Source organism: Comamonas resistens (assembly GCF_030064165.1).
GTDB classification, from domain to species: Bacteria; Pseudomonadota; Gammaproteobacteria; order Burkholderiales; family Burkholderiaceae_C; genus Comamonas; species Comamonas resistens.
On record NZ_CP125947.1, the window covers coordinates 460,572 to 482,571 of the forward strand.

A 22,000-nucleotide genomic window follows, 5' to 3' on the forward strand; every position below is an offset into this window, starting at 1 on the left:
TCGATTTTTTGATGTTTTCTTATCTTCGTTCCGGGCTGCGGCCCGTCGGGCCGGTGTGGCAGGGCGCAAGCTGGTTGATTGCGCTGGGGGTGTTGGCGCCCATTGCCTCACTGGCCTGGCTGGCGCTGGGGGCCGATTTTTCGCACTGGCAGGATCTGGTGCGCTATGTGCTGCCCGATGCTGCCGCCAATACGGCCTGGCTGCTGGGCGGGGTGGGCCTGCTGGTGCTGATTGTCGGCACGGGCTGCGCCTGGCTGGTGACGGCTTATGACTTTCCGGGGCGGCGCTGGCTGCATTGGGCGCTGCTGCTGCCGCTGGCCATGCCGGCCTATATCGTGGCCTTTGCCTACCTGGATCTGCTGCACCCCATTGGCCCGGTGCAGGGTGCACTGCGCTGGTTGCTGGGCTACGACAGCCCGCGCCAGTGGCGGCTGCCCGATCTGCGCTCCATGGGCGGTGCGATCTTTGTGCTGGGCTTCACGCTCTACCCCTATGTCTATATGACGGCGCGGGCCATGTTCATGACCCAGCCTGCGCACTTGATGGAAGCGGCGCGCTCGCTGGGCGAGACGCGCTGGGGTGCTTTTTGCCGAGTGGCCCTGCCCATGGCGCGGCCGGCGCTGGTCGTGGGCCTGAGCCTGGCCCTGCTCGAAACCCTTAACGACATAGGTGCGTCCGAGTTCCTGGGCGTGCACACGCTCACGGTGTCGATCTACACCACCTGGGTCACGCGCTCCGATCTGGCTGGGGCTGCGCAGATCGCCTGCTCCATGCTGCTGGCCGTGGTGGCCCTGGTCTGGCTGGAACGCCAAGGCCGCAGCCGTCAGCGCTTTGGCTCGGCCCAGCGCATGCGGGCGATAGCATCGCATCGTCTGCCAGCCCGCACGGCCTGGCTGGCCACGCTGTTTTGCAGCGTGCCCGTGCTCATCGGTTTTGCCGCTCCCGCAGCCTATCTGGCCTGGGAAAGTGCCAAGCGTTTTGCCCATGGCACGGGTATCTCGGCAGGTCTGTGGTCCAGCCTGCTCAATACGCTGGGGTTGGCGCTGGGGGTGACCGTGATCGCGGTTGCTGCCGGTCTGGTCGTGGCCTGGGCCACGCGTACCAGTGTCAGCACGCGTGCGCCTTCGCGCTGGCAGGCGCAACTGGCGGCGCTGGGTTATGCCGTGCCGGGCACGGTGCTGGCCATAGGCTTGCTGACGCCTGCGCTGGCGCTGGATGCCGGGCTGGCCCGGTTGTTTGGTGCAGAGGGTTTGCCACTGATGGGGCAAGGCGTGGTGCTGGTCGTGGCCTGCGTGATCCGTTTTCTGGTCATGCCCGTGGGCGGTATCGAGGCGGGGCTGGCCCGCATTCCGCCGACGCTGGAGCAGGCTTCGCGCCTGTTGGGTGAAAGCCGTCTGGGAACCCTGCGCCGCGTGCATCTGCCGCTGCTGCGCCCTGCCATGGTCACCAGCGCCATGCTGGTGTTTGTCGATGCCATGAAGGAGTTGCCTGCCACCTTGCTGTTGCGCCCGGCCGACTTCGATACCCTGGCCACCTGGCTCTATGCCGAAGCCGCGCGCGGCACCTATGAAGAAGGCGCGATTGCCGCGCTGTGCATTGTGGTCGCGGGCCTGGTTCCCGTCATGCTGCTGGCGCGTACCCAGCTTTCAGAGAAAAATAATTAAGATGAAATTGGATTCAAACGCTTATGGGTATTGCGCCAGAAGCTATTGAATGTGAAGTGATTGCATGACTGCCTCTCTACAAATTGCACAGCTGCATCTGGGCTATGAATCGCCTCAGGGCTTTCACACCGTGCTGCAGAGCTTTGACCTGCAAGTGCCTGCCGGCCATATCGCCAGCCTGCTGGGGCCCTCGGGTTGCGGCAAGACTTCGGTGCTGCGTGCCATCGCAGGCTTTGAGCCCGTGCGCGCGGGCAGCATTCATCTGGGCAAGGTGCTGCTGTCCGGCCCCGGAACCCATCTGCCGCCCGAGCAGCGCCATGTGGGCATGATGTTCCAGGAGTACGGCCTGTTTCCCCATCTGACTGCCGCACAGAACGTGGGCTTTGGCCTGCGCCGCATGGGCAAGCCGGAGCGCGACCAACGTGTGCAGGAGTTGCTGGCCGTGGTGGGATTGGCGAATTCAGGCAGCAAGTTCCCGCATGAGCTGTCCGGCGGTCAGCAGCAGCGCGTGGCTCTGGCGCGGGCCCTGGCGCCGTCCCCGGCCTTGCTGCTGCTGGACGAGCCTTTTTCCAATCTCGATGCCGCCACGCGCGAGCGCCTGACGCTGGAAGTGCGCGACATTCTGCGTGCGGCTGGCCAGACCGCCATCCTGGTCACGCACAACGCGCAGGAGGCTGAAACCATGTCCGACCAGATCTGTCAGATGACGCCCATCCAGGGGCTGTAAGAGAGAGGCCTTACAGTAGCACGTGGCCGCTGGTCACGGTGATGGTATGGCCGCCCACCCAGAGCTTGCCGTTGTTGCCGGTCTGCACATGGACCTGCCCGTCGCGGCCCACGCATACCCCCTGGGCTGCGGTATAGGGCGTTTGCAGCAGGCCCTTGCCCGTCAGCCACTGAGCCAGCGCTGCGTTGAGGCTGCCGGTGACGGGGTCTTCGCTGGCGGTTTCACCGATCAGAGCACGAACTTCCAGCTGAGGATGGGTAGAGGCGCTCTTGCCCTGCGCTGCTTCCTCGGCTTGCTTGGCAAAGGCGCGCGCCTCGCGGCTGGAGCGGCCTATCAACGGAGCATCCTCTTGCTCCTCGTAAATGGCAGCCAGACCGGCCTTGGCGTCCAGCTTTTTGAGCGCGCCAAAGTCCGGCTCCACCGCCAGCACGGTATCGGGGTGGTCCAGCAGCAGGCCCAGCCAGGCCGAGCCGTTGTAGAGGCGGCGCGCCATCAGCAACTGTTCACGCGCAAGGCCCAGTGCTTGCAGCACGGGGGCCAGCTCGGCTTCCGGCACCTCCTGGGAGTCCAGGGAGGGGGCTTCAAAAAACAGAGCGCCTTGCGCGCTTGCCGTAATGGGTACCAGCCCTTTTTTGCATTCCTGCAGCACTTGATCCGGATTGCGCGGCTGGCCGCCCTGGGCCAGCCAGGCGTGGCAGCTGCCCAGTGTGGGGTGACCGGCAAAAGCCAGCTCGCCCGCGGGCGTGAAGATGCGCAGCAGATAGTCGGCGCCTGCGGCCAGCCCGTCGGCACTGGGTTGCATCACAAACGTGGTTTCGGACAGATTGGTCCAGCGTGCAAAAGCCTGCATCTGTGTGTCGCTCAAGCCATCGGCGTTCAGCACCACGGCCACGGGGTTGCCGAGCAGCGCGGTTTGCGTGAACACGTCCACGGTCATATAGGGACGGGAGATGGGGCTGGTTGAGACGTTGGCAGACATGGGCAGCGATTGTCGGCAAAAAGAAAAACCGGCGCAGGGCCGGTTGATGAGGCATTGCACATGCCATGGGGTATCAGAGACGCCGAGCAAGAGCCTAGGCGGCCCCGCCGCCTTGCGGCGATGGCGTCGTCCCCCTCCCGCGAAGCGAGAGAGGGGGAAGGCGGGGCCGCCTAGGCGCGGAGCGCCTCAGGGGGAGCCTTCAGATCAGAGGCTGGCCTTGATCGCGTCGGCCAGCGACTTGATGCCGGTGTTGATTTGCTCGGCGGACACCGTCACATACGACAGGCGCAGCGTGTTGTTTTGTGCATCGCCGGCATAGAAGGGGGCGCCGGGCACAAAGGCCATATTGCGTTCCACGGCCTTGGCCAGCAGCGCCTGTGCATCCATGCCAGCGGGCAACTTGACCCAGAGGAACATGCCGCCCACGGGGCGTGTCCACTTCACGTCGAGGCCGGCCATCTCGCGCTCCAGCGCCATCAGCATCACATCGCGCTGGGCCTTGTACATGGCGCGGATGGTGGGCACATGGCGGTCCAGGAAACCGTCCTTGATGACTTCGGCCACCACGCGCTGGTTGAAGCTGGGGGTGTGCAGGTCGGCGGCCTGCTTGGCCTGGGTCAGCTTGCCGTAGACGGACTTGGGCGCCACGATGAAGCCGATGCGCAGGCCGGGAGCCAGCACCTTGGAGAACGAGCCCATATAGATCACGCCCTCGGGGTTGCGTGCAGCCAGGGGCAGTGGGGGCTCCTGCTCGTACCAGAGGTCGCCGTAGGGGTTGTCCTCGATCAGGGGGATATCCAGCTCCCTGGCCTTGTCGACCAGAGCCTGGCGGCGTGCATCGCTCATGGTGCGGCCGGTGGGGTTCTGGAAGTTGGGCAGCACATAGGCCAGACGGGCCTTGTCGGCGCCGGTGCCGACCTGGGCCGCGAAGGCGTCGATCAGCATGCCTTCGTCATCGCTGTCCACGCCTTCGGCCACGGGTTCCATGGGGGTGAAGGCCTGCAGTGCGCCCAGATAGGTGGGCTTTTCGACCAGGATGCGGCTGCCCTTGTCCAGGAAGATCTTGCCGATCAGGTCCAGCGCCTGCTGGCTGCCGGTGGTGATCAGAATCTGCTCGGGATCAACGCTCCAGGGCAGGAAGTCGGCAATCGCCTGACGCAGCGGGGCAAAGCCTTCGGTGGTGGAGTACTGCAGGGCGGCGGCGCCGTCGCGCTGCATCACGGCCTGACAGGCCTCGGTGAATGCATCCAGGGGGAAGGCCTTGGGGGAGGGCAGGCCGCCAGCCATGCTGATGATGCCGGGGCGGTCGGTCAGCTTGAGGATTTCGCGGATGGCGGAGGAATTCATCTTGGCAGCACGTTCTGCCAGCGTCCAGGTTGTCATAAAACAGTACTCGATCTCTACGTTGCCAGCCCCGGCGGGACTGGCCAATGTGCGGTCTCACGCCGTTGTCGGGCATGTGCTGGCAAAAGCGCGAGCTTTTTGACAGCGCGGGTAGCGCCGCCAGTGTGCACCAGCGGTGGGTTTATTGTGTCGCTGCCTGCTTGCCAATGTGGGCTGCTGGGCAATTGCGACGATTTGGTCTGCTGCCGGTGGGCGATGAACCGTGGCCCAAGTCCTCAGTAGAGGGCGGCCAAGCGAGGTTGATGGATTCAATATACGCTTGAGACCATTACAGTACCTATACAGACAGGCTCACAATTCTTGCTTCTGTATTGGTGTCCGCTTCAGTACAGTTTTCCGCCCATCACCATGTCCATCTCCCTGTCCCGCCAGGCGGCCCTGACCCTGACCCAGCAGCTGGCCGAGCGTCTGGCCGAACGCATACACATGCGGCTGCTGCCCGCGGGGGCGCGCCTGCCTTCGGTGCGCGAATGCGCGCGCCAGCAGGGTGTGAGTCCGTACACGGTGGTGGCCGCCTACGACCTGTTGCAGGCCCAGGGGCTGGTCGAGGCCAGGCCGCAACGTGGATTCTTTGTGCGGGACTATGCACAGAATCCGCTCCAAACCCAGGAGGGGAAGGCGCAAGCAGCTATCAATGGCAGAGCGGTTGACACTCCGGTCGGCATCGCACCGGGTACACGTATCAACGCCACCATGTTGATTCGCGGCATGTTTGTGGAGAGCGTGGCCGGCAAACCCCAGCCCGGTGCCGGTGTGCTGCCCGCCGAATGGCTGGATGCCGGCTTTCTGGTGGCGGCCATGCGCAAGGTCACCAGCGGGCAGGCGCTGCGCGAATCCTTGGTGCGCTATGGCGAGCCCATGGGTGACAGCAGTCTGCGCGAGGCGCTGGCCCGGCGTATGCAGCGCATAGGCATTGCGGCCGCCCCGGGCCAGATCATCACCACCATGGGGGCGACCCAGGCGCTGGACATTGTGAGCCGTGCCCTGCTGCAGCCCGGCGATCCGGTAATGGTGGAAGAGCCGGGCTGGGCCGTTGAATATGCGCGCCTGGCTGCCATGGGCATGCGCGTGCTGCCCGTGCCGCGCGGGCCCGAGGGGCCGGACATGGCGGTGATGCAGCGCTATTGCGAGACCATGGCCCCCAAGCTCTATGTGAGTGTCAGCGTGCTGCACAACCCCACGGGCTACAGCCTGAGCGCGGCCAGCGCCCACGAGGTGCTGCAGATGGCGCAGCGCCACGGCTTCTATGTGGTGGAAGACGATAGCTACTGCCATATCGCTGCCGATCATGCACCGCGCGTGACGATGCTGGACCGCTTGCAGCGCAGCATCTACATCAGCGGCTTTGCCAAGGTGCTGGTGCCCAATTGGCGCCTGGGCTATATGGCGGCGCCACCGGAGCTGGTCGAGAGGCTGCTGGACACCAAGCTGCTGTCCACCCTGTCCACGCCGACCCCCATGGAGCAGGCCCTGGCCCTGTGCATGGAACAGGGCCAGCTGCGCCGCCATGCCGAGCGGCTGCGTCAGCATCTGGCCCAGGCGCGCACGCGCAGCGTGGCGCTGGCCCAGGCAGCCGGCTGTCGTTTTGTGGCCGAGCCTGCGGGCATGTTCGGTTGGGTGGATACCGGTGTGGATACCGAGGTGCTGACCCAGTTGCTGCTGGACGAGGGCTATATGATCGCCCCGGGCGCCATGTTCCACGCCAGCCGGGGCTCCAGCACCTGCATGCGCATCAACTTTGCGACCACGCAGGACGCCACCTTCTGGCGTGTCTTCGAGCGTGTGGTGGCGGGAATGCGGGCCCAGGCCCAGAAGTCCTAGCGCAGATGGATGGGGCCCTGATGAATATGGCAGCTATTGCGTTGCAGCAGCTCGCCAAAGGCATCGGACATCAGATATTCGAATTCCACGGGGCGCTGCCTGCCAATGGCGTCTCCTTCCACCACGTCGCTGGCCGGGTGGCACATCAGCAGGCCGCCGGCCGCCATATGCGGCAGCCAGGCGGCCATCTGCCTGTCGTAGCTGGCCGTGTCGGGTGCATCAAAGCCATAGACGCCGCCAAAACCATGGTTCATGGGAATGTCTGCATGGCGCAGCCGCCGGGTGGTGGCCCAGCCGCCGAGCAAGGCAATGATGGCGGCCTTGGGGCTGCGCCACAGACCCGAGGCCGGTGCCGTGGAGCGCACCCAGGGCATCTCGTGCGTGGCATAGCGGGCCTGGAGCTCGGCCTGCATGGCTTCACGCAGGCCCGGCAACTGGTGCACATGCTGGTGGCCGTCGATAAAGTCCGGTGGCGTGCCCATGGCCTGCTCGAAGGCATCGAGCTGCTCGCGCCAGGCCGCGCGCATCTGCGCCTGCGGCAGTTGCCGGGCATAGGCTTGCCGGATCACGGTTCCCAGCGCCTGTGCGGCATGCTGCCCGTCATGGCCTTCGGTCAGATTGAAGTGCAGGCCGGCAGAGAGCCGGGGGCGCAGCTCCCGTAAGGCCGGTGCGGCTTGTGGCCAGAGGGGCGAAGTGGTCATGCAACTGGTGGCGGACAGACGACCGGCAAGAGCCAGCTGCCGCACAGCGTCGTCCACCAAGGGGTGCAGAGCGTAATCATCGGCGCACAGCAGGATGGGACGGGTGGTGCTCATGTGATTCATTCGGCCTTGTGCGCCTTGAAGGCCCAGAACTTGCTCATGACGAACGTGCCGACGGCCACCAGCACCAGCACGGCGGCCAGACTCCAGAAGTAATGCCAGTGCAGCCAGTTCAGGGCAATGTAGTAGAGCAGCTCATTGGCGACGAAGGACAGGCAGGCCACGGCGAAGAATCTGGCCACCACCGGCCAGCCTCTGGCTCTGGTCGCTGAAAATGTGAACAGGGCATGGCCGTTGTAGCTGACGACAAAAGCCACCAGAAACGCCAGTACATTGGCCGCCAGAGGCGGCATGCCCAGCAGAGCAACCAGCAGGCCGACCACCGCCAGATGTGTGGCAGCGGCCGTGCCTCCGACCAGCACGAATTGGAGCAGCTGCGGCAGGCGGCGCAGTCTTTGCAGCAGTTGCGCGATCACGATGGCTCGCGCTCATGTTCACGCAGAGGGCTGCGGTCTTCGTCATGTGCCACCAGGTAGATGGGGCGGCGCTTGACCTCTTCGTAGATACGGCCGATGTACTCGCCCAGAATGCCTATGGACAGCAGCTGCACGCCCGAAAACAGCATGATGCTGGCAGCCAGCGTGGGCCAGCCGCGCAGCGGGTTGCCAAAGAACAGGGCCTCTATGGCAATCCACAGGCCATAGGCCAGTGCCAGCAGGGAAATGCCGGCACCCACCATGCTCCAGATGCGCAGGGGCAGGGTGGTGAAGGAGGTCAGCCCCAGCAGCGCCAGCGAGCCCAGACGGCGCAGATTGAAGCTGGAGCTGCCTGCGGCGCGATCCTTGGGCACGAAGGGTAGAGCTACGGTCTTGAAACCGACCCAGGCGTACAGGCCCTTCATGAAACGGTTGTTTTCGGGCAAGGCCTTGAGGGCATCGACAACCTTGCGGTCCATCCAGCGGAAGTCGCCTGCGTTGGGCGGCATCTTGACCGAGCTGCCAGAGTTCATCACACGGTAGAACAGTTGGGTACCCATGCGCTTGGCGCCGCTTTCTGCCGCGCGGTCGGCAATCACGCCATAGACCATCTCGTAACCCGATTGCCACAGCTCGTGCATTTCGGCCAGCATCTCCAGTGGATGCTGGAAATCGGCGTCTATCAGCAGCACGGCATTGCCACGGGCATGGTCTATGCCGGCAGACAGGGCGGCTTCCTTGCCGAAGTTGCGCGACAAGGCCAGATAGCGCAGCGGCAGCTCCTGCGCAAGGCGCAAGCTCAGCTCATGTGTGGCGTCGCGGCTGCCGTCGTTGACCACCACGATCTCGAAATCGGGCGTCAGAGCCCGGACCGTCTGGGCCAGCGCGCGCAGAAAGCCTTCAATATTCGCTTGTTCGTTATAGGCCGGCACCACGCAGCTCAGCCTCAGCGGCTGACGCGGCAACTGGGCTGGCGGGGCTGCGGGAGCATATTCGGCGTGAAGATCGGTCATGGAGCAGGATTTTCGCGCAAGTCGGCGACTGCTTGCTGGGCTGGCAAGGTTTGCACTGTGCCCGAAGGAGGCCGTCGCTATACTCACGCCCCTAGGCAATGCTGCCCCGGCTCTTTTCTTTCCTGTGATCGTCTGATGACCGCTGTCCCACGCGAATCTCTTGTTCTAACCGGCCGTACCGTTGCCGCCTTGCTGGCGGTGTACGGTGTGATCTGGCTGGCCATTAACTGGCTGACGGCCCTGGCCGCACCCGGTGACAACGTGGAGCAACTGATCTGGATTCGCTCCCTGGAGCTCGGCTATTTCAAGCATCCGCCCATGCCGACCTGGATCATGGCCGCCTCCGCGGCCGTCTTTGGGCCGTCCGTAGGCCTGACCTATGTGCTGGGCGGCGTGCTCACACTGGGCTCGTTGGCGATTTTCTGGAAGCTGCTCTGCGATATGCGCGGCCGGGCCTATGCGACCGTGGGTCTGCTGGCGGCGCTGAGCATCACCTTCTATTGCGGCAGGCTTTACTACTACAACCACAACGTCGTGATGATGTTGTGGATCTCGCTGGCCGTGGCGCTGACCTGGCATGTCACGCAGAAACCGTCGCTGGCTGGCTGGGCCTTGTTGGGCCTGGTCTCGGGCCTGGGCATGCTCAGCAAATATCAGTATGTGCTGGCACTGGGCGTGATCGGCCTGTGGTGGTTGCGCATAGGCGCCTGGAAGAACCCGGTGCATGTCAAAGGAGCCGCACTGGCTGCCGTGATCGGCCTGCTGGTGCTGTCTCCCCATCTGTACTGGCTGAGCACCCATGACTGGATGCCCATGCATTACGCCGAGCGCACTTCCCTGGGTCTGCATCTGGATACGGCCGCCCGCATCAACATGTCCTGGAAGTTTGCGGTGGACTGGATCTTCAACCGCTGCATGCCTGCCTGGATCGTGCTGGGAGTGGCTCTCTGGTGGGGGCGCAAGAGTGCCGCTCAGGCAGAGCTTGGGCAAGCGCCTGCCTCTGAAGACAGGCAGCTGCGCGAATTCTGGCTGCTCTGGGGCTGGGTGCCGCTGCTGGCCATTCTGGCCCTGTGCCTGTTCACAGGTTCCTATCTGCATCTGCAATGGGGCACGGCCTTTATGTTCCTCTGCGTGCCTGCTGTCATGGAATTGGTGCGTTCGCCCCAGAGCTGGGGAGGAACGGGGCGTTTGCGTGCCGCCTGGGTGACATTTGCGGTCTTGCAGGCGCTGCTGTTGCTGCAGTTCTGGCTGGCGTCGCCCTTGGGGCTTTCGGGCTACAAGAGCACCCATCAGAACCATATCCCCGTGGACAAGATTGTGGAGGGCCTGGTTCCCGGGGCGCATCAGGCGCTGGGCGGTCCTGTGGACATCATCATCGGCCCGCAGGCGCTGGCCGGGCGTATTGCGATGGAGCTGCCTGAGCGTCCGCGCGTCTATGTGGAGCGCAATCTGCAGTACAGCCCCTGGATTCACGAGGAAGAGCTGCCCACGGCCCGGATCATCGAAGTATTTGTGGCGCCTGACCCGCTGCCCGAAGGCGCCATGCGTGCATACGGCGTGTGGGCCTGGCGGCCTGTAAAGATCGGTGTGGGTGAGCACTGAAACAAAAAGGCGGACCTGAGGTCCGCCTTTTTGTTGAAGAGCCTGGGCTTAGCTGGCCGCGTGATAGATCCGCGCGCGGCCTGTCTGCGATGCGCCGCGCAAGCTGCTTTCATAGGTGCTGTCATCGGCCGAGGGCACCAGGGCCTGGGCGCGGCGCTGGTTGAGTACGTTCAGGCGGGCCAGCTGGTCGCGCATCAGCGTGATTTCAGCATTCAGATGCTGGGCGCGATCGAGCAGGGCGGGCGTCCAGTCTTCAGGCGCAAAGCGTTTGACAAGCTGGGAGACGGCCACCATGGCGTCGCGCAGCCGGGTGCTGGATTGCTCCAGCGCGGAGGCGTCCGAAGATTGCAGCGATGTCGAGACGGTCTGAACCACCGCATCCAGCGAATCGAGCATTTCCTGCAAGGTCATCGGGTCAGTCTCTGTTCAAGGGCTCAGGCAGGGGGCGCTTCAGCCGCGAGCGTGAACCAGGAATTCTTCGGTATTGGCCAGCAGCTTGTCGGCCACGGCTTCGGCGTTCACGCGGAAAGTCCCGTTGGCAATGGCTTCGCGCATGGCCTTGACGCGCTCTGTGTCGAAGTCGGAACTGGCGCGGCCCTGATTGTCCAGGGCACGGGCTGACGATGAGAAAGAGACGGGCACACCGGCGGCTTTCTCGGGTAAACCCTTGGTTGATTCTTCGGTGGCAATCGCAGTCGCGGATTTGGGAGCCTGTTTGGCTGCGGCAGTGGCCTGCGGCAGATCCGGCTTGTTACCTATCTTCATGCTGGTTCTCCAATCGCCCTGTATCGGCGTAGGGCGCTGTAGCCTTGCTTTCGACAAGAGCGCGCAAAACTTGAGGAATATTTTCGGGGTGTGAGCCGTGTTTCTGTAACCGCTGGTTAGTGCCAGCATCCAAAGAGGCTTGGGGGCAGAAGAGATGTCGGAACGGCATGTTCACTGAACCTGAACCACGCCGCTGGCGTTGACCGTGCCCGTGACAAGGCGGCCATTATCCATGCGAACGCGCACTTGCTGTCCTTCTCCGGCCGCAGCCATAGCCTTGCCGGAACCCGAAACACTGAAGCCACCGCCATTGACCATCACCTGCACGGGCGATCCCGCCGTGAACAATGCCGGCGGGCGCACCATGTTCTGGCGCAGCGCCTGTCCCGATGTCAGCGGGCGGGCCGTCACCATGCCTATGAAATCCTGGGCATTGGCGAAGACGGCAGCGCTGTCCTCGGCCCAGTCCACTTCCGCAGGGACTGCATCCTCGGCGCTCAGCGTCTTGCCGGCAGGAATATTGCCTTGGGCCACCCAGGCAGGGCCGTAGGCGCGCACGGTGATCGGCAGAAACACATTCCAGGGCACGGCCCCTTCCAGGCAGCGCAGGCCCAGGCGGGTACGTCCCCAAAGCCGGCTTCCTGCCGGAAGATAAGGCTCTACACGGGCACAGGCGGCCAGGCGCAAGCGTGAGTCCAGCTGGCCCATCTGCACTTCCATGCGCAGCGGCGAGCCGTTGCTGGCCTGGGGGGCATCGGCTGCAGGCTGGTGCAGGGCAGCATCCACAAAGCGCTGGCCGATCTGGCTCAGCTGTGCGGCGCCATCCTGGGCCTGAGCGCTAGCCCCCGTCAGCACGGCGACCAATCCCCACGCCGCAGCCACGCCCCGCAGAGGGCGGCATGGGTTGGATGGGGGAAAACGGCCAGACATGCATCAATCCTTTATAGGACTTACGCAAACAAGCCGGGCCGCCGATGCGCAGGGCCGCCGATGCGGATGCACAAGGAGCATTCCCATAAGGGAAATGTCTTGCTTGAACCTGATTGCGTAAGTCGTGCTTTGCAGTCCACAGAGACAAGTACTGCAGACGATGGCTGCAAATATAGGTGCAGCAGAGGTGGGGCAATGGTTGGAAGTGCCAGTGCATTACCGCTTTCTTCGCGCTTTAGTTTGGCGAGCCGATTTTCATAATCCTCGCATGCCGCAGTCTGCATGACCAGGCAGCAATGAATTCTTGAAAGCGAGGCCGCGATGCTGAACAAAATGACCGAACGACTGGACTTCCAGAGCGAAGCGCTGCTGCTGCGCGCCGAGCGCCAGCGCGCCATTGCCAGCAATATCGCCAATGCCGACACCCCCGGCTATGTGGCGCGCGACTTCAATTTTCGTGAAGCCCTGATGGCGGCGACCAGCGGCCCCAAGCCCTTGACTCAGGCCAGCACCACGGCGGCCGGCCATATTCCCTTGCAGGCGCAGATGTCCGATGAGGCGCTCAAGGCCAAGCTCGGCTACTCGGTCAACTCCCAGCCCAGCCTGGACAGCAACACCGTGGATCTGGACCGTGAGCGCGCCAACTTTGTGGATAACGCCGTGCGCTACGAGGCCACGCTGCGTTTCATCAACGGCCAGGTCAAGACCATGCTCAGCGCCATCCAAGGCCAGTAAGCCCAGGAGCTAAACCATGTCCATGTTTTCCATCTTCAATATCTCGGGCAGCGCAGTCAGCGCCCAGTCGCAGCGCCTGAACGTGGTGGCCTCCAATCTGGCCAACGTCGATGCCGTGGCCGGCCCTGACGGCAGCGTCTACAAGGCACGTCAGGTCGTATTCCAGACCGTGCCCATGGGCAACGACGGCAGTGCGGGCGTCAAGGTCAATGCCATCAGCGAAGACAACACGCCCGGCCGCCGCATTCACGATCCAAGCCACCCGTTGGCCGATGGCGAGGGCTATGTCACCCATTCCAATGTGAGTGCTGTGGACGAGATGGTCAACATGATCTCGGCCTCGCGCTCCTACCAGAACAACGTGGAAGTCATGAACACGGCCAAGACGCTGCTGCTCAAGACTTTGCAAATGGGCCAGTAAGCCCGAAAGGCCAGACATGATTTATGGCACCGACAGCACGGGCGCGACCGGCACCAATGTTTCCAGCGTCAGCAAAAGCAAGTCCGAGGTCACCAACCCTCAGGAGGCGCAGGATCGTTTTCTGAAATTGCTGGTTGCGCAGTTGCAGAGCCAGGATCCCATGAACCCCATGGACAACGCGCAGATGACCTCGCAGATGGCGCAGATCAATACCGTGACCGGGATTCAGCAGCTCAACCAGACCATGCAGAGCATGGCGGGCCAGTTCACGGCCATGCAGGTGCTGCAGGGCACCTCCATGATCGGCCGCACAGTGCTGACTGAAGGCAACACATTGGGCGTTGCCGCAGATGGAACGCATACGGCAGCCTTTGACCTTGAGGGCTCGGCGGCCAGCGTCAAGGTCTCTATTACCACGGCCAGTGGCGAACTGGTAGACACCATCGACCTGGGCTCGGGCCAGGAAGGACGCAACTACTTCACCTGGAATCCGGCCGGTAAATACAGTGGCGACGCATCGCAGCTGCGCTACACCGTGACGGCTGCCAACGCGGGCGCTGCAGTGGCTGCAACCACGCTGTCGCCGCACGCAGTGATCGCCACAAGCGCCAACAACGGCAACCTGACCCTGGAGTTGGACAACGGCTCCAGCCTCGCCTACGCCGAAGTCAAGGCTGTTTACTAATCAGCATTCCGATCGATCTGCTTCACAGGAGCACACCATGAGTTTTCAACAAGCGCTTTCCGGCCTGAACGCTGCCGCGCGCAATCTGGATGTTATCGGCCACAACATCGCCAACTCGGGCACCACGGGCTTCAAGTCCTCGCGCGCCGAATTTGCCGAAGCCATGGCCAGCGCCGCAGGCTCGGCCAGTGGCCAGTCCGTGGGCATCGGTGTCAACGTGGCTGCAGTGTCCCAGCAGTTCAAGCAAGGCGACATCACGGCCACCGGCAACAATCTGGACGTGGCCATCAACGGCAACGGCTTCTTCATGCTGCGCCAGCCCGACGGTACCGAAGCCTATACGCGCGCCGGCAACTTCAAGCTCGACAAGGATGGCAATCTCAAGACCAACAGCAACGACCAGATACTGGGCTTTCCTGTGGATCTGACCACAGGCAAGGCGCTGACTGGCACACAGCCCGTGCCCATGTCCTTCCCCTCGGGGCAGGCTATGCCCGCCAAGAGCACTACCCAGGTTGCGCTGACCATGAATCTGGACGCGCGCGCCCATAACGCGGCAGGGGACCCTGCCGCAACACCACCAGTGGCAGCCACGCCGCGTGCCACCTACGGCACATCGCTGGAAGTCTTTGACAGCCAGGGCGTGGCAACGCCGCTGAGTCTGTATTTCGTAAAGACGGCAAACCCCAATGAGTGGGAAATTTACACCACGCTTGACGAAACCGTGCAGGCCCCTGGCTCGCCTGTGGGCAAGCTGACATTTGACGACGCGGGTAACCCTACGCCACAGCCCTTGCCGCCGCTGGCCATCGTCCTGAATGCAAGCAACAACCCCAACAATCCCAATCCGGCGACCATCAACCTGAATGTCGATTTCGCCAAGGTCACGCAGTTCGGCACCAAATTCTCCGTCAATGACATCAAGCAGGACGGTTATACCGCCGGCACCATGACGGGCCTGAATATCAGTAAGGATGGCTCCATCGTTGCCACCTACTCAAATGGTGTCAAACGCACCGAAGGCCAGTTATCCCTGGCCAGCTTCACCAACCCCCAGGGCCTGGCCTCGGTGGGGGATAACAAATGGGTATCAACCCCCGATTCGGGTGTGGTTGTGGCCGGTCTTGCTCAGACCGGTACGCTGGGCACGCTGCAATCGGGAGCGCTCGAAGGATCCAATGTGGACCTGACAGCCGAGCTCGTGGACATGATGACTGCCCAGCGTGCCTATCAGTCCAATGCTCAGGCCATCAAGACGCAGGACCAAGTGTTCTCCACTCTGGTGAATTTGAGGTAACCCCCTGAGGCGCTTTGCGCCTTCCCCCTGAAAAGGGGATGAAGCCTCGCTGCGAGGCGGCCCCTGGCTTGAATCGCGTCAGCCTCGGGCGACATGGGCAAAGGCGCAGCGCCAAGGATGATTGATTCGAGCGAAGGAGATTCAGCATGGACCGCATTATTTATACGTCGATGACTGGGGCCAATGCGGCGGCCCAGCGTCAGGCCGTGCTGGCCCACAACCTGGCCAATGCGGGCACCAATGGTTTCCGTGCCGAGATGTCCACGTTCCGCTCGGTGCCGCTGCAGGGCTCCGGTGCCGGCACGCGTGTGTTTGCGCTGGAGGCGACCTCCGGATATGTGGACACCCCCGGCCCTGCGCAACGCACAGGCCGCGCTCTGGATGCCATGGCCATGGGCCGTGCCTGGTTTGCCGTGCAAGGCCTGGACGGTCAGGAAGCCTATACGCGCAATGGCGTGTTTGAAATTTCGCCCGAAGGGCAACTGGTCAACAGCAACGGCCAGGCCGTGCTCTCCGACGGCGGCGCGCCCATCGACATCCCGCCCGAGTCCACGATTTCCCTGGGCTCGGACGGCACTCTGACCGCCAAGATGGGCAATCAGCTGCCCGTGGCCGTGGGACGCGTCAAGCTGGTGACGCCGCCCGTCGACGAGCCTCTGGTGCGCGGCGATGACGGTTTTTTCCGCGCAGCGCAGGGCGATGCGTTGCCCAACGACGAGACGGCACGCCTGCTGTCGGGCTCCATCGAAGGCTCGAACGTCAACTCCGTCGAAACCATGGTCGGCATGATCGCCGCGTCGCGCCAGTTCGAGCAGCAGATGAAGCTGATGCAGACCGCTGAAACCAATGACAAATCGGCCAGCCAGTTGCTGAGCTTGAACGGCTGATAGCCGAAGGAATACGCCATGATCAATTCGCTGTTCATCGCCAAGACCGGCATGGAAGCCCAGCAGACCCAGCTGGACGTGATTTCGCACAATCTGGCCAACGTCTCCACGACGGGCTACAAGCGTGCCAACGCCGTGTTTGAGGATCTGATCTATCAGAACCTGCGCCAGTCCGGTTCCCAGACCACCGAGCAAAATCAGCTGCCGACTGGCCTGCATCTGGGTCTGGGCGTGCGCACCGTGGCCACCAGCCGCAACTTTCTGCAGGGCAGCCTGCAGCAGTCCAGCAACGCGCTGGATGTGGCCATCAACGGCAATGGCTTCTTCGAGGTCAACATGCCCGACGGCACGATTGCCTATACACGCGACGGCTCTTTCGAGGTTGACGCCCAGGGCCAACTGGTGACTTCCAGCGGTCTGCCCGTGGCCAACGGCATCACCATTCCTCAAGGGGCAACCAAGGTCTCCATCAGCGCGGATGGCGTGGTCAGCGCCACCATGCCGGGCCAGGCTGCGCCGCAGCAGGTCGGCAATATTGCGATGAGCCAGTTCATCAACCCGGCCGGACTGGAGCCGCGTGGGCAAAACCTCTACATCGAGACCGCCTCCTCGGGCCAGCCCCAGCAGGGAACACCAGGTACCAACGGCCTGGGCACGATTCAGCAGGGTTATCTGGAAGCATCGAATGTGAACGTGGTGCAGGAACTGGTGACCATGATCCAGACCCAGCGTGCCTATGAGATGAATTCCAAGGCCATCCAGACTTCCGACCAGATGCTGGCCAAGCTGGCGCAGCTTTGATATTTACTATGAATTAAGGAGCTTATTGCGCTTTCCAGTATTGAGATTTCATAGAAAAGCTATTGAATCCAATATGGAGCAAGCGCTGAAAGCTCTTTTTTAGATAGCGTGCGTTGCGCACGCCAAATGCATGAGAGGCCAAGAGCCTGAGTGCCAAGGACTTGCCGCCATGTTCAAAGCCCCTGTTTTTCATAGCCCAACTGCAAGCGCCATTGCAGCCGCTCTGTTGGTGTCCGGTTGCGCAATGCCGCCCAATGCACCGCCGCCGGTGGACATGCCTTCCACTGCTGCGCCCGTGTTGCAGCCGCGCGAGCAGATGGCGCAGGCTCCTACGGGCAGCCTGTTCAATGCCAGTCGCTATCGTCCCATGTTCGAGGATCAGCGAGCGCGCATCGTGGGAGATGCCGTCACGGTGCAGATCGTGGAGCGGGTGTCTGCAGGGCAGAGTACGGACTCCAAGGTCGGGCGCAACAACGACATGAGCACCAGCATCAAGGGCTTGCCGCTGTTCAGGGGCGGGGCGGAGGCGACGCTGGCAGAGGCGCTTTCCATGGGTGTGGGCAGCAAGAACGATTTCAAGGGCTCGGGTGCGACCACCAGCAATAACTTCTTCACCGGCTCCATTGCCACCACCGTGGTCGATGTGCTGCCCAATGGCCATCTGGTGATTGCGGGTGAGAAGCAGATCGGCGTCAACCATAACGTCGATGTGCTGCGTTTCACGGGCACGGTGGACCCGCGTTCGCTGCGTCCGGGCAGCACCGTGGCGTCGACCCAGGTGGCCAATCTGCGCGTCGAGTCGCGCAGCCGTGGACAGGCTGGTGAAGCCCAGTCAATTGGCTGGTTGTCACGCTTCTTTTTGAACGTTATGCCGTTCTGATTCTCTAGAGAATGGACGGTATGAAAGTACTGTCCACGCTCCTGTCACTGCACCCGGCGCGCACCTCCTTGCTGGTGCTTGCAGCCCTGGGCGCCAGCGGGCTCACCCTGCCTGCGCATGCCACACGCATCAAGGAGGTTGCTGCCATTCAGGGTGTGCGCAGCAACCAGTTGACCGGCTATGGTCTAGTGGTCGGCCTTGACGGCACGGGCGACCAGACCACGCAGATGCCCTATACCAAGCAGGCACTGGCCAATTACCTGGAGCAGATGGGCATCGCCCTGCCGGCCACGGGCAATGCGGCGCAGTTGCAGCTCAAGAATGTGGCGGCGGTGATCATCACGGCCGATCTTCCTGCCTTTGCCCAGCCCGGCCAGGCCATCGACATCAATGTCTCCTCCATGGGCAATGCCAAGTCGCTCAAGGGTGGCACGCTGGTGGCGACCCCGCTGCGCGGCGCAGACGGCGAAATCTACGCGCTGGCCCAGGGCAATGTGGTGGTCGGTGGTGCCGGGGCCGCGGCGGGCGGCTCCAAGGTGCAGGTCAATCACCTGAACGCAGGCCGCGTGCCGCAGGGCGCGCAGGTGGAGCGTGCAGTGCCCACCCCCGTCAACCAGGGCAACACGATCACGCTGGGTCTGAATCAGACCGACTTCCAGACCGCCGACAAGATGGTGCGCGCCATCAACCAGCGCATGGGCGCGGGCACGGCCATGGCCTTGGACGGGCGCACGGTGCAGGTCAATGCCCCCATCGATCCGGGCTCGCGCGTGCGCATGATCGCCGAGATTCAGGAGATGCCCATCGAGACCTCCAAGCCGGCGGCCAAGGTGGTCATCAATGCCCGCACCGGCTCCATCGTGCTCAATCAGGCCGTGACCCTGGGCCCCTGCGCGATTGCGCACGGCAATCTGTCCATCACCATCAGTACCACGCCGGTCATCAGCCAGCCTGCACCGTTTTCGCAGGGGCAGACCGTGGTGGCGCAGAAGTCCGATATCCAGGTCAAGCAGGAGCCCGGCAAGGTCATCAATATGCCCAATTCGCCCCAGCTCACCGATGTGGTGCGGGCGCTGAATTCACTGGGCGCCACGCCCCAGGACCTGCTGGCCATCCTGCAAGCCATCAAGGCAGCAGGCGCCATGGATGCCGAACTGGAGGTGATATGAGCACGTCGCTGCCCCATTCTTCATCGCTGGCGGCCAGCAATGCGCTGGCCGTCGATGCACGCTCGCTCAATGCGCTCAAGACGGCGGCCGGCGAGAACAGCCCCCAGGCCGCGCGCGAGACCGCCAAGCAGCTCGAGTCGCTGTTCATGCGCGAGATGATCAAGAGCATGCGCGAGGCGACCATGAAGTCCGGCCTGCTCGACAGCGCCCAAGGCAATCTCAGCACCGATTTGCTGGATCAACAGCTTTCCGTGGCCATGGCTGGCCAGCCCGGCGGCCTGACGGACGCCATCAGCAAGCAGCTGGCACGCAGCATGGGAGTCGACGCCGCCGAAGACGCGGAAATTGCCGTGCCTTCGACGCTGAGCCTGAGCCGCAATGCCTGGCGCAATGTGGGCAGCAGCGGGGCCTGGAGCGGCAATCGCAGCCAGGCTGCGCAGTCCATCAATGCCTATGCACCGGCGCCCAAGGGGCGCGACAACTTTGTCACGGCGCACACCAGCGCGGCGCAGCGCGTGGCGGCGGAAAGCGGCATTCCTGCCCACTACATGATCGGTCAGGCCGGCCATGAAACCGGCTGGGGCAAGAGCGAGATCCGCAACAAGGATGGCAGCAATTCCTTCAACCTGTTCGGTATCAAGGCCGGCGGTGGCTGGAAGGGCAAGGTCGCCGAAGTCACGACCACCGAGTACATCAACGGCGCTCCTAAAAAGATCACGGCCAAGTTCCGCGCCTACGACTCGTATGAGGAGTCCTTCCGCGACTATGCGCGCCTGATCGGCAGCAATCCGCGTTACGAAAAAGCCATGGCCCAGACGGGCTCGGCCCATGCCTACGCCAGCGAGCTGCAAAAGGCCGGCTATGCCACCGATCCGGCCTATGCCGCCAAGCTCAGCCGAGCCATTCAAAGCGTGACGCAGGTCAGCCAGGCCGTGGCCCGTAGCCCGGCGGTCGGCGCCCGTACCGCACAGATCAACCAGATCACCGAGAACCAGTCATGAGTCTTCTGAATGTGGGCGCTCGTGCCCTGATGGCCAACCAGGTTGCCCTACAGACCACGGGCAACAATATTGCCAATGTCAATACGGCTGGCTACTCGCGCCAGAGCGTGGTCCTGAAGACCTCGTCAGGGCAGGACATTGGCGTGGGATACATCGGCAATGGCGTGGATGTGGCCACCATCGTGCGCAATTACAACGATCTGTTGTCACGCCAGGCGGCTATGGCTGGGGCCGTAAGCGCAGGGGACACAGCGCGCGCAGAGTCCCTGTCGCGCATGCAGGAAATCTTCACGGGTGGCAAAAATGGTATTGGCGGGGCCATCAGTGACATGACGAATGCTTTTGCCGACATCGTAGGAGCGCCGACCGACCCGACTGCGCGCAACGTGGTGCTCACGCGCATGAATGAAATGGCGGCGCGCTTTCGCTCGGCGTCCGGCCGGCTTGAAGAGCTGGACTACACCAGTCGCCAGCAGATGGCCAATGATGTAACCCAGGTCAACAGCCTGGCTGCACAGGTGGCGACGCTCAATGGTCAGATCAGCCGGGCCATGGCCACGGGCAATACGCCCAATGATTTGCTGGATCAGCGCGACCAACTGGTGCGCGATATCAACAAGTTCGTGCAGACCAGTCAGATTCAGGCCGATGACGGTTCGCTCACTCTGTTCGTGGCCAACAGCCAGCCGTTGGTGATGGGTACCAGCTCTGCCAGGATGAGCCTGCGTGAAGCCACGGAATACCCGGGCAGTGGTCGCCAGGCGTTGTATTTCGAACAAAGTGGTAGCCAGTCCCTGGAGCTGACGCCTTCCATGCTTGGCGGGGGCGAGATTTCAGGACTGCTGCAGTTTCAGTCCGAAGACCTGGCCGAGGGGCGCAACCTGCTGGGGCGTCTGGCTACGGCGCTGGGCACAGCCATGAACCAGCAAAACCAGAGCGGTCTGACGCTGTCGGGCGCGCGTGGCACGGCGCTGTTCAATGTGCCTGATTCGGTGAAAGGCTATACCAATATCAGCGGCGTGACGGCGCGAGCTGATTTTGTGGATATCAGCTCTACCGATGTGCCCAAGCCGCCCTATGACACGGCAGGTTATATGCCTTCGGACTACAAAGTGGTCTTCAAAGATGGTGGTGCGCTATCTCTGGTGCGTCTGTCAGATAACAAAGCCTGGAGCTTCAACAGTGTGGGTGATCTGGCGAACACCACAGTGGATGGTTTGCGCTTCAACATCTCCGGCCCTGGCGCCAGGAGCGAGTCCGTGCTGTTCCAGCCCTATGCGGGTGTGGTCAAGGATTTCAAGGCTCTGGTGTCGACTCCCGGCGATCTGGCGGTGGCCAATCCCATCACTGCAGGCATGAACCAGAGCAACCAGGGAAATCTGCAGCTGGAGTCGCTCAAGGTGCTGTCACCCAATACCGCGCTGCCACCCATACCGGGAGGGGTTGATGTGAGCTTCCAGGTCGATTCCGTCACCGGTGCCATTACCTACACGGTGGCCGGATCGGTGGGCAGCGATGGCAGTGGCAAGACCTATGTGTCAGGGCAGCCTATCGAGATTGACGGCTGGAGCATCACGCTCAGCGGCACACCGCACGCAGGCGATTCGCTAAAGGTCGGCAATGCGCTGGATCCCCAGTATGGCGACAACTATCGTCGCAACGCAGGCAACGCTGCGGCCTTCATGGATCTGCGCGACAAAGAGCTGTTCGACGGCAACACCACGCTGAGTGATGGCTTCTCCAGTCTCATGGCTCAGGTCGGAACCCGCACTCAGAGCGCGACTTATGCCGCCAAACTGTCACAGACCATCGCTGCCAACCTGGAGACGGATCGTACCTCGGTGTCGGGCGTCAACCTGGACGAGGAAGCCGCCAAGCTGCTGCAATACCAGCAGGCCTATCAGGCCTCGGCCAAGATGTTGCAGATTGCGCAAGGCATTTTCGACAGCGTTCTGCAAACCGTGGGTCGCTGAGCGCGTGGC

At 62.9% G+C, this 22,000-nt stretch carries 22 protein-coding genes; 14 read left to right on the forward strand and 8 right to left on the reverse strand.

The window, feature by feature from the left end:
- The first annotated feature begins 11 nt into the window (after positions 1-11).
- Positions 12-1,664 (forward strand): ABC transporter permease, encoded by a 1,653-nt coding sequence (locus tag QMY55_RS02105; RefSeq protein ID WP_283487067.1) that lies wholly within the window; start codon positions 12-14, stop codon positions 1,662-1,664.
- Between the two features lie 64 nt (positions 1,665-1,728).
- Complete coding sequence (locus QMY55_RS02110) at positions 1,729-2,391, forward strand: ABC transporter ATP-binding protein (protein WP_283487068.1); 663 nt, start codon at positions 1,729-1,731, stop codon at positions 2,389-2,391.
- 10 nt (positions 2,392-2,401) lie between these two features.
- Here QMY55_RS02110 and QMY55_RS02115 read toward each other — a convergent pair whose 3' ends face one another.
- Together QMY55_RS02115 and QMY55_RS02120 are read right to left on the reverse strand one after the other, a co-directional pair.
- Positions 2,402-3,370, reverse strand: a complete 969-nt coding sequence (locus QMY55_RS02115; RefSeq protein ID WP_407650593.1) for a PhzF family phenazine biosynthesis protein — start codon at positions 3,368-3,370, stop codon at positions 2,402-2,404.
- A gap of 204 nt (positions 3,371-3,574) precedes the next feature.
- Complete coding sequence (locus QMY55_RS02120; protein ID WP_283487069.1) at positions 3,575-4,753, reverse strand: aminotransferase-like domain-containing protein; 1,179 nt, start codon at positions 4,751-4,753, stop codon at positions 3,575-3,577.
- A gap of 369 nt (positions 4,754-5,122) precedes the next feature.
- On the opposite strand from QMY55_RS02120, the gene QMY55_RS02125 reads away from it, so the two are divergent.
- The gene (locus QMY55_RS02125) at positions 5,123-6,595 is read left to right on the forward strand and encodes an aminotransferase-like domain-containing protein (RefSeq protein WP_283487070.1); all 1,473 of its coding nucleotides are present in this window, start codon (positions 5,123-5,125) and stop codon (positions 6,593-6,595) included.
- Here the strand turns inward: QMY55_RS02125 and QMY55_RS02130 are convergent.
- The 3 genes from QMY55_RS02130 to QMY55_RS02140 are packed head-to-tail and all read right to left on the reverse strand — an operon-like array spanning position 6,592 to position 8,845.
- Positions 6,592-7,419 carry a ChbG/HpnK family deacetylase gene (locus QMY55_RS02130; RefSeq protein WP_283487071.1) on the reverse strand — a complete coding sequence of 276 codons (828 nt, stop codon included), beginning with the start codon at positions 7,417-7,419 and terminating at the stop codon, positions 6,592-6,594. The genes QMY55_RS02125 and QMY55_RS02130 overlap by 4 nt on opposite strands.
- A complete protein-coding gene (locus QMY55_RS02135; RefSeq protein ID WP_407650594.1) occupies positions 7,416-7,832 on the reverse strand; it encodes a GtrA family protein in 417 nt (138 codons plus the stop codon). Before QMY55_RS02135 ends, QMY55_RS02130 begins: the two co-directional genes overlap by 4 nt.
- Entirely contained in the window at positions 7,829-8,845 is a 1,017-nt protein-coding gene (locus tag QMY55_RS02140; protein WP_283487072.1) for a glycosyltransferase family 2 protein, read from the reverse strand. The genes QMY55_RS02135 and QMY55_RS02140 overlap by 4 nt, the downstream gene beginning before the upstream one ends.
- A 135-nt stretch (positions 8,846-8,980) precedes the next feature.
- On the opposite strand from QMY55_RS02140, the gene QMY55_RS02145 reads away from it, so the two are divergent.
- Positions 8,981-10,447, forward strand: a complete 1,467-nt coding sequence (locus tag QMY55_RS02145) for a glycosyltransferase family 39 protein (protein WP_283487073.1) — start codon at positions 8,981-8,983, stop codon at positions 10,445-10,447.
- 48 nt (positions 10,448-10,495) lie between these two features.
- Here QMY55_RS02145 and QMY55_RS02150 read toward each other — a convergent pair whose 3' ends face one another.
- From QMY55_RS02150 to flgA, 3 genes are all read right to left on the reverse strand, one after another.
- Positions 10,496-10,858: a hypothetical protein gene (locus QMY55_RS02150; protein ID WP_283487075.1), complete on the reverse strand. Its 363-nt coding sequence runs from the start codon at positions 10,856-10,858 to the stop codon at positions 10,496-10,498.
- Positions 10,859-10,897: 39 nt separating this feature from the next.
- The gene (gene flgM / locus QMY55_RS02155; RefSeq protein WP_283487076.1) at positions 10,898-11,212 is read right to left on the reverse strand and encodes a flagellar biosynthesis anti-sigma factor FlgM; all 315 of its coding nucleotides are present in this window, start codon (positions 11,210-11,212) and stop codon (positions 10,898-10,900) included.
- A gap of 171 nt (positions 11,213-11,383) precedes the next feature.
- Entirely contained in the window at positions 11,384-12,142 is a 759-nt protein-coding gene (gene flgA, locus QMY55_RS02160) for a flagellar basal body P-ring formation chaperone FlgA (RefSeq protein WP_283487077.1), read from the reverse strand.
- A 321-nt stretch (positions 12,143-12,463) separates the two neighbouring features.
- Between flgA and flgB the strand changes: the two genes are divergently transcribed.
- The 10 genes from flgB to flgK all read left to right on the forward strand — a co-directional run bounded on the left by flgB (position 12,464) and on the right by flgK (position 21,991).
- Positions 12,464-12,877 carry a flagellar basal body rod protein FlgB gene (gene flgB / locus QMY55_RS02165; protein ID WP_283487078.1) on the forward strand — a complete coding sequence of 138 codons (414 nt, stop codon included), beginning with the start codon at positions 12,464-12,466 and terminating at the stop codon, positions 12,875-12,877.
- A gap of 16 nt (positions 12,878-12,893) precedes the next feature.
- Positions 12,894-13,298, forward strand: a complete 405-nt coding sequence (gene flgC, locus QMY55_RS02170) for a flagellar basal body rod protein FlgC (RefSeq protein WP_158385836.1) — start codon at positions 12,894-12,896, stop codon at positions 13,296-13,298.
- 16 nt (positions 13,299-13,314) lie between these two features.
- Positions 13,315-13,983, forward strand: a complete 669-nt coding sequence (locus tag QMY55_RS02175; RefSeq protein WP_283487079.1) for a flagellar hook assembly protein FlgD — start codon at positions 13,315-13,317, stop codon at positions 13,981-13,983.
- Between the two features lie 37 nt (positions 13,984-14,020).
- Complete coding sequence (gene flgE / locus QMY55_RS02180; protein WP_283487080.1) at positions 14,021-15,280, forward strand: flagellar hook protein FlgE; 1,260 nt, start codon at positions 14,021-14,023, stop codon at positions 15,278-15,280.
- Between the two features lie 146 nt (positions 15,281-15,426).
- Complete coding sequence (locus QMY55_RS02185) at positions 15,427-16,167, forward strand: flagellar basal body rod protein FlgF (protein ID WP_283487081.1); 741 nt, start codon at positions 15,427-15,429, stop codon at positions 16,165-16,167.
- An 18-nt stretch (positions 16,168-16,185) separates the two neighbouring features.
- Positions 16,186-16,968 carry a flagellar basal-body rod protein FlgG gene (gene flgG, locus QMY55_RS02190; protein WP_283487082.1) on the forward strand — a complete coding sequence of 261 codons (783 nt, stop codon included), beginning with the start codon at positions 16,186-16,188 and terminating at the stop codon, positions 16,966-16,968.
- Positions 16,969-17,137: 169 nt separating this feature from the next.
- Positions 17,138-17,848, forward strand: a complete 711-nt coding sequence (locus QMY55_RS02195) for a flagellar basal body L-ring protein FlgH (protein WP_283487083.1) — start codon at positions 17,138-17,140, stop codon at positions 17,846-17,848.
- 20 nt (positions 17,849-17,868) lie between these two features.
- A complete protein-coding gene (locus QMY55_RS02200; protein ID WP_283487084.1) occupies positions 17,869-19,017 on the forward strand; it encodes a flagellar basal body P-ring protein FlgI in 1,149 nt (382 codons plus the stop codon).
- Positions 19,014-20,018 (forward strand): flagellar assembly peptidoglycan hydrolase FlgJ, encoded by a 1,005-nt coding sequence (flgJ, locus tag QMY55_RS02205; RefSeq protein ID WP_283487085.1) that lies wholly within the window; start codon positions 19,014-19,016, stop codon positions 20,016-20,018. The genes QMY55_RS02200 and flgJ overlap by 4 nt, the downstream gene beginning before the upstream one ends.
- Entirely contained in the window at positions 20,015-21,991 is a 1,977-nt protein-coding gene (flgK, locus tag QMY55_RS02210; protein ID WP_283487086.1) for a flagellar hook-associated protein FlgK, read from the forward strand. The genes flgJ and flgK overlap by 4 nt, the downstream gene beginning before the upstream one ends.
- The last annotated feature ends 9 nt before the right edge of the window (positions 21,992-22,000 follow it).

Coding starts and splice junctions, on each gene's coding strand:
- QMY55_RS02105 (WP_283487067.1), top strand. CDS start 12: ATGTTTTCTTATCTTCGTTCCGGGCTGCGGCCCGTCGGGCCGGTGTGG.
- QMY55_RS02110 (WP_283487068.1), top strand. CDS start 1,729: ATGACTGCCTCTCTACAAATTGCACAGCTGCATCTGGGCTATGAATCG.
- QMY55_RS02115 (WP_407650593.1), bottom strand. CDS start 3,370: ATGTCTGCCAACGTCTCAACCAGCCCCATCTCCCGTCCCTATATGACC.
- QMY55_RS02120 (WP_283487069.1), bottom strand. CDS start 4,753: ATGACAACCTGGACGCTGGCAGAACGTGCTGCCAAGATGAATTCCTCC.
- QMY55_RS02125 (WP_283487070.1), top strand. CDS start 5,123: ATGTCCATCTCCCTGTCCCGCCAGGCGGCCCTGACCCTGACCCAGCAG.
- QMY55_RS02130 (WP_283487071.1), bottom strand. CDS start 7,419: ATGAATCACATGAGCACCACCCGTCCCATCCTGCTGTGCGCCGATGAT.
- QMY55_RS02140 (WP_283487072.1), bottom strand. CDS start 8,845: ATGACCGATCTTCACGCCGAATATGCTCCCGCAGCCCCGCCAGCCCAG.
- QMY55_RS02145 (WP_283487073.1), top strand. CDS start 8,981: ATGACCGCTGTCCCACGCGAATCTCTTGTTCTAACCGGCCGTACCGTT.
- QMY55_RS02150 (WP_283487075.1), bottom strand. CDS start 10,858: ATGACCTTGCAGGAAATGCTCGATTCGCTGGATGCGGTGGTTCAGACC.
- flgM (WP_283487076.1), bottom strand. CDS start 11,212: ATGAAGATAGGTAACAAGCCGGATCTGCCGCAGGCCACTGCCGCAGCC.
- flgA (WP_283487077.1), bottom strand. CDS start 12,142: ATGTCTGGCCGTTTTCCCCCATCCAACCCATGCCGCCCTCTGCGGGGC.
- flgB (WP_283487078.1), top strand. CDS start 12,464: ATGCTGAACAAAATGACCGAACGACTGGACTTCCAGAGCGAAGCGCTG.
- flgC (WP_158385836.1), top strand. CDS start 12,894: ATGTCCATGTTTTCCATCTTCAATATCTCGGGCAGCGCAGTCAGCGCC.
- QMY55_RS02175 (WP_283487079.1), top strand. CDS start 13,315: ATGATTTATGGCACCGACAGCACGGGCGCGACCGGCACCAATGTTTCC.
- flgE (WP_283487080.1), top strand. CDS start 14,021: ATGAGTTTTCAACAAGCGCTTTCCGGCCTGAACGCTGCCGCGCGCAAT.
- QMY55_RS02185 (WP_283487081.1), top strand. CDS start 15,427: ATGGACCGCATTATTTATACGTCGATGACTGGGGCCAATGCGGCGGCC.
- flgG (WP_283487082.1), top strand. CDS start 16,186: ATGATCAATTCGCTGTTCATCGCCAAGACCGGCATGGAAGCCCAGCAG.
- QMY55_RS02195 (WP_283487083.1), top strand. CDS start 17,138: ATGTTCAAAGCCCCTGTTTTTCATAGCCCAACTGCAAGCGCCATTGCA.
- QMY55_RS02200 (WP_283487084.1), top strand. CDS start 17,869: ATGAAAGTACTGTCCACGCTCCTGTCACTGCACCCGGCGCGCACCTCC.
- flgJ (WP_283487085.1), top strand. CDS start 19,014: ATGAGCACGTCGCTGCCCCATTCTTCATCGCTGGCGGCCAGCAATGCG.
- flgK (WP_283487086.1), top strand. CDS start 20,015: ATGAGTCTTCTGAATGTGGGCGCTCGTGCCCTGATGGCCAACCAGGTT.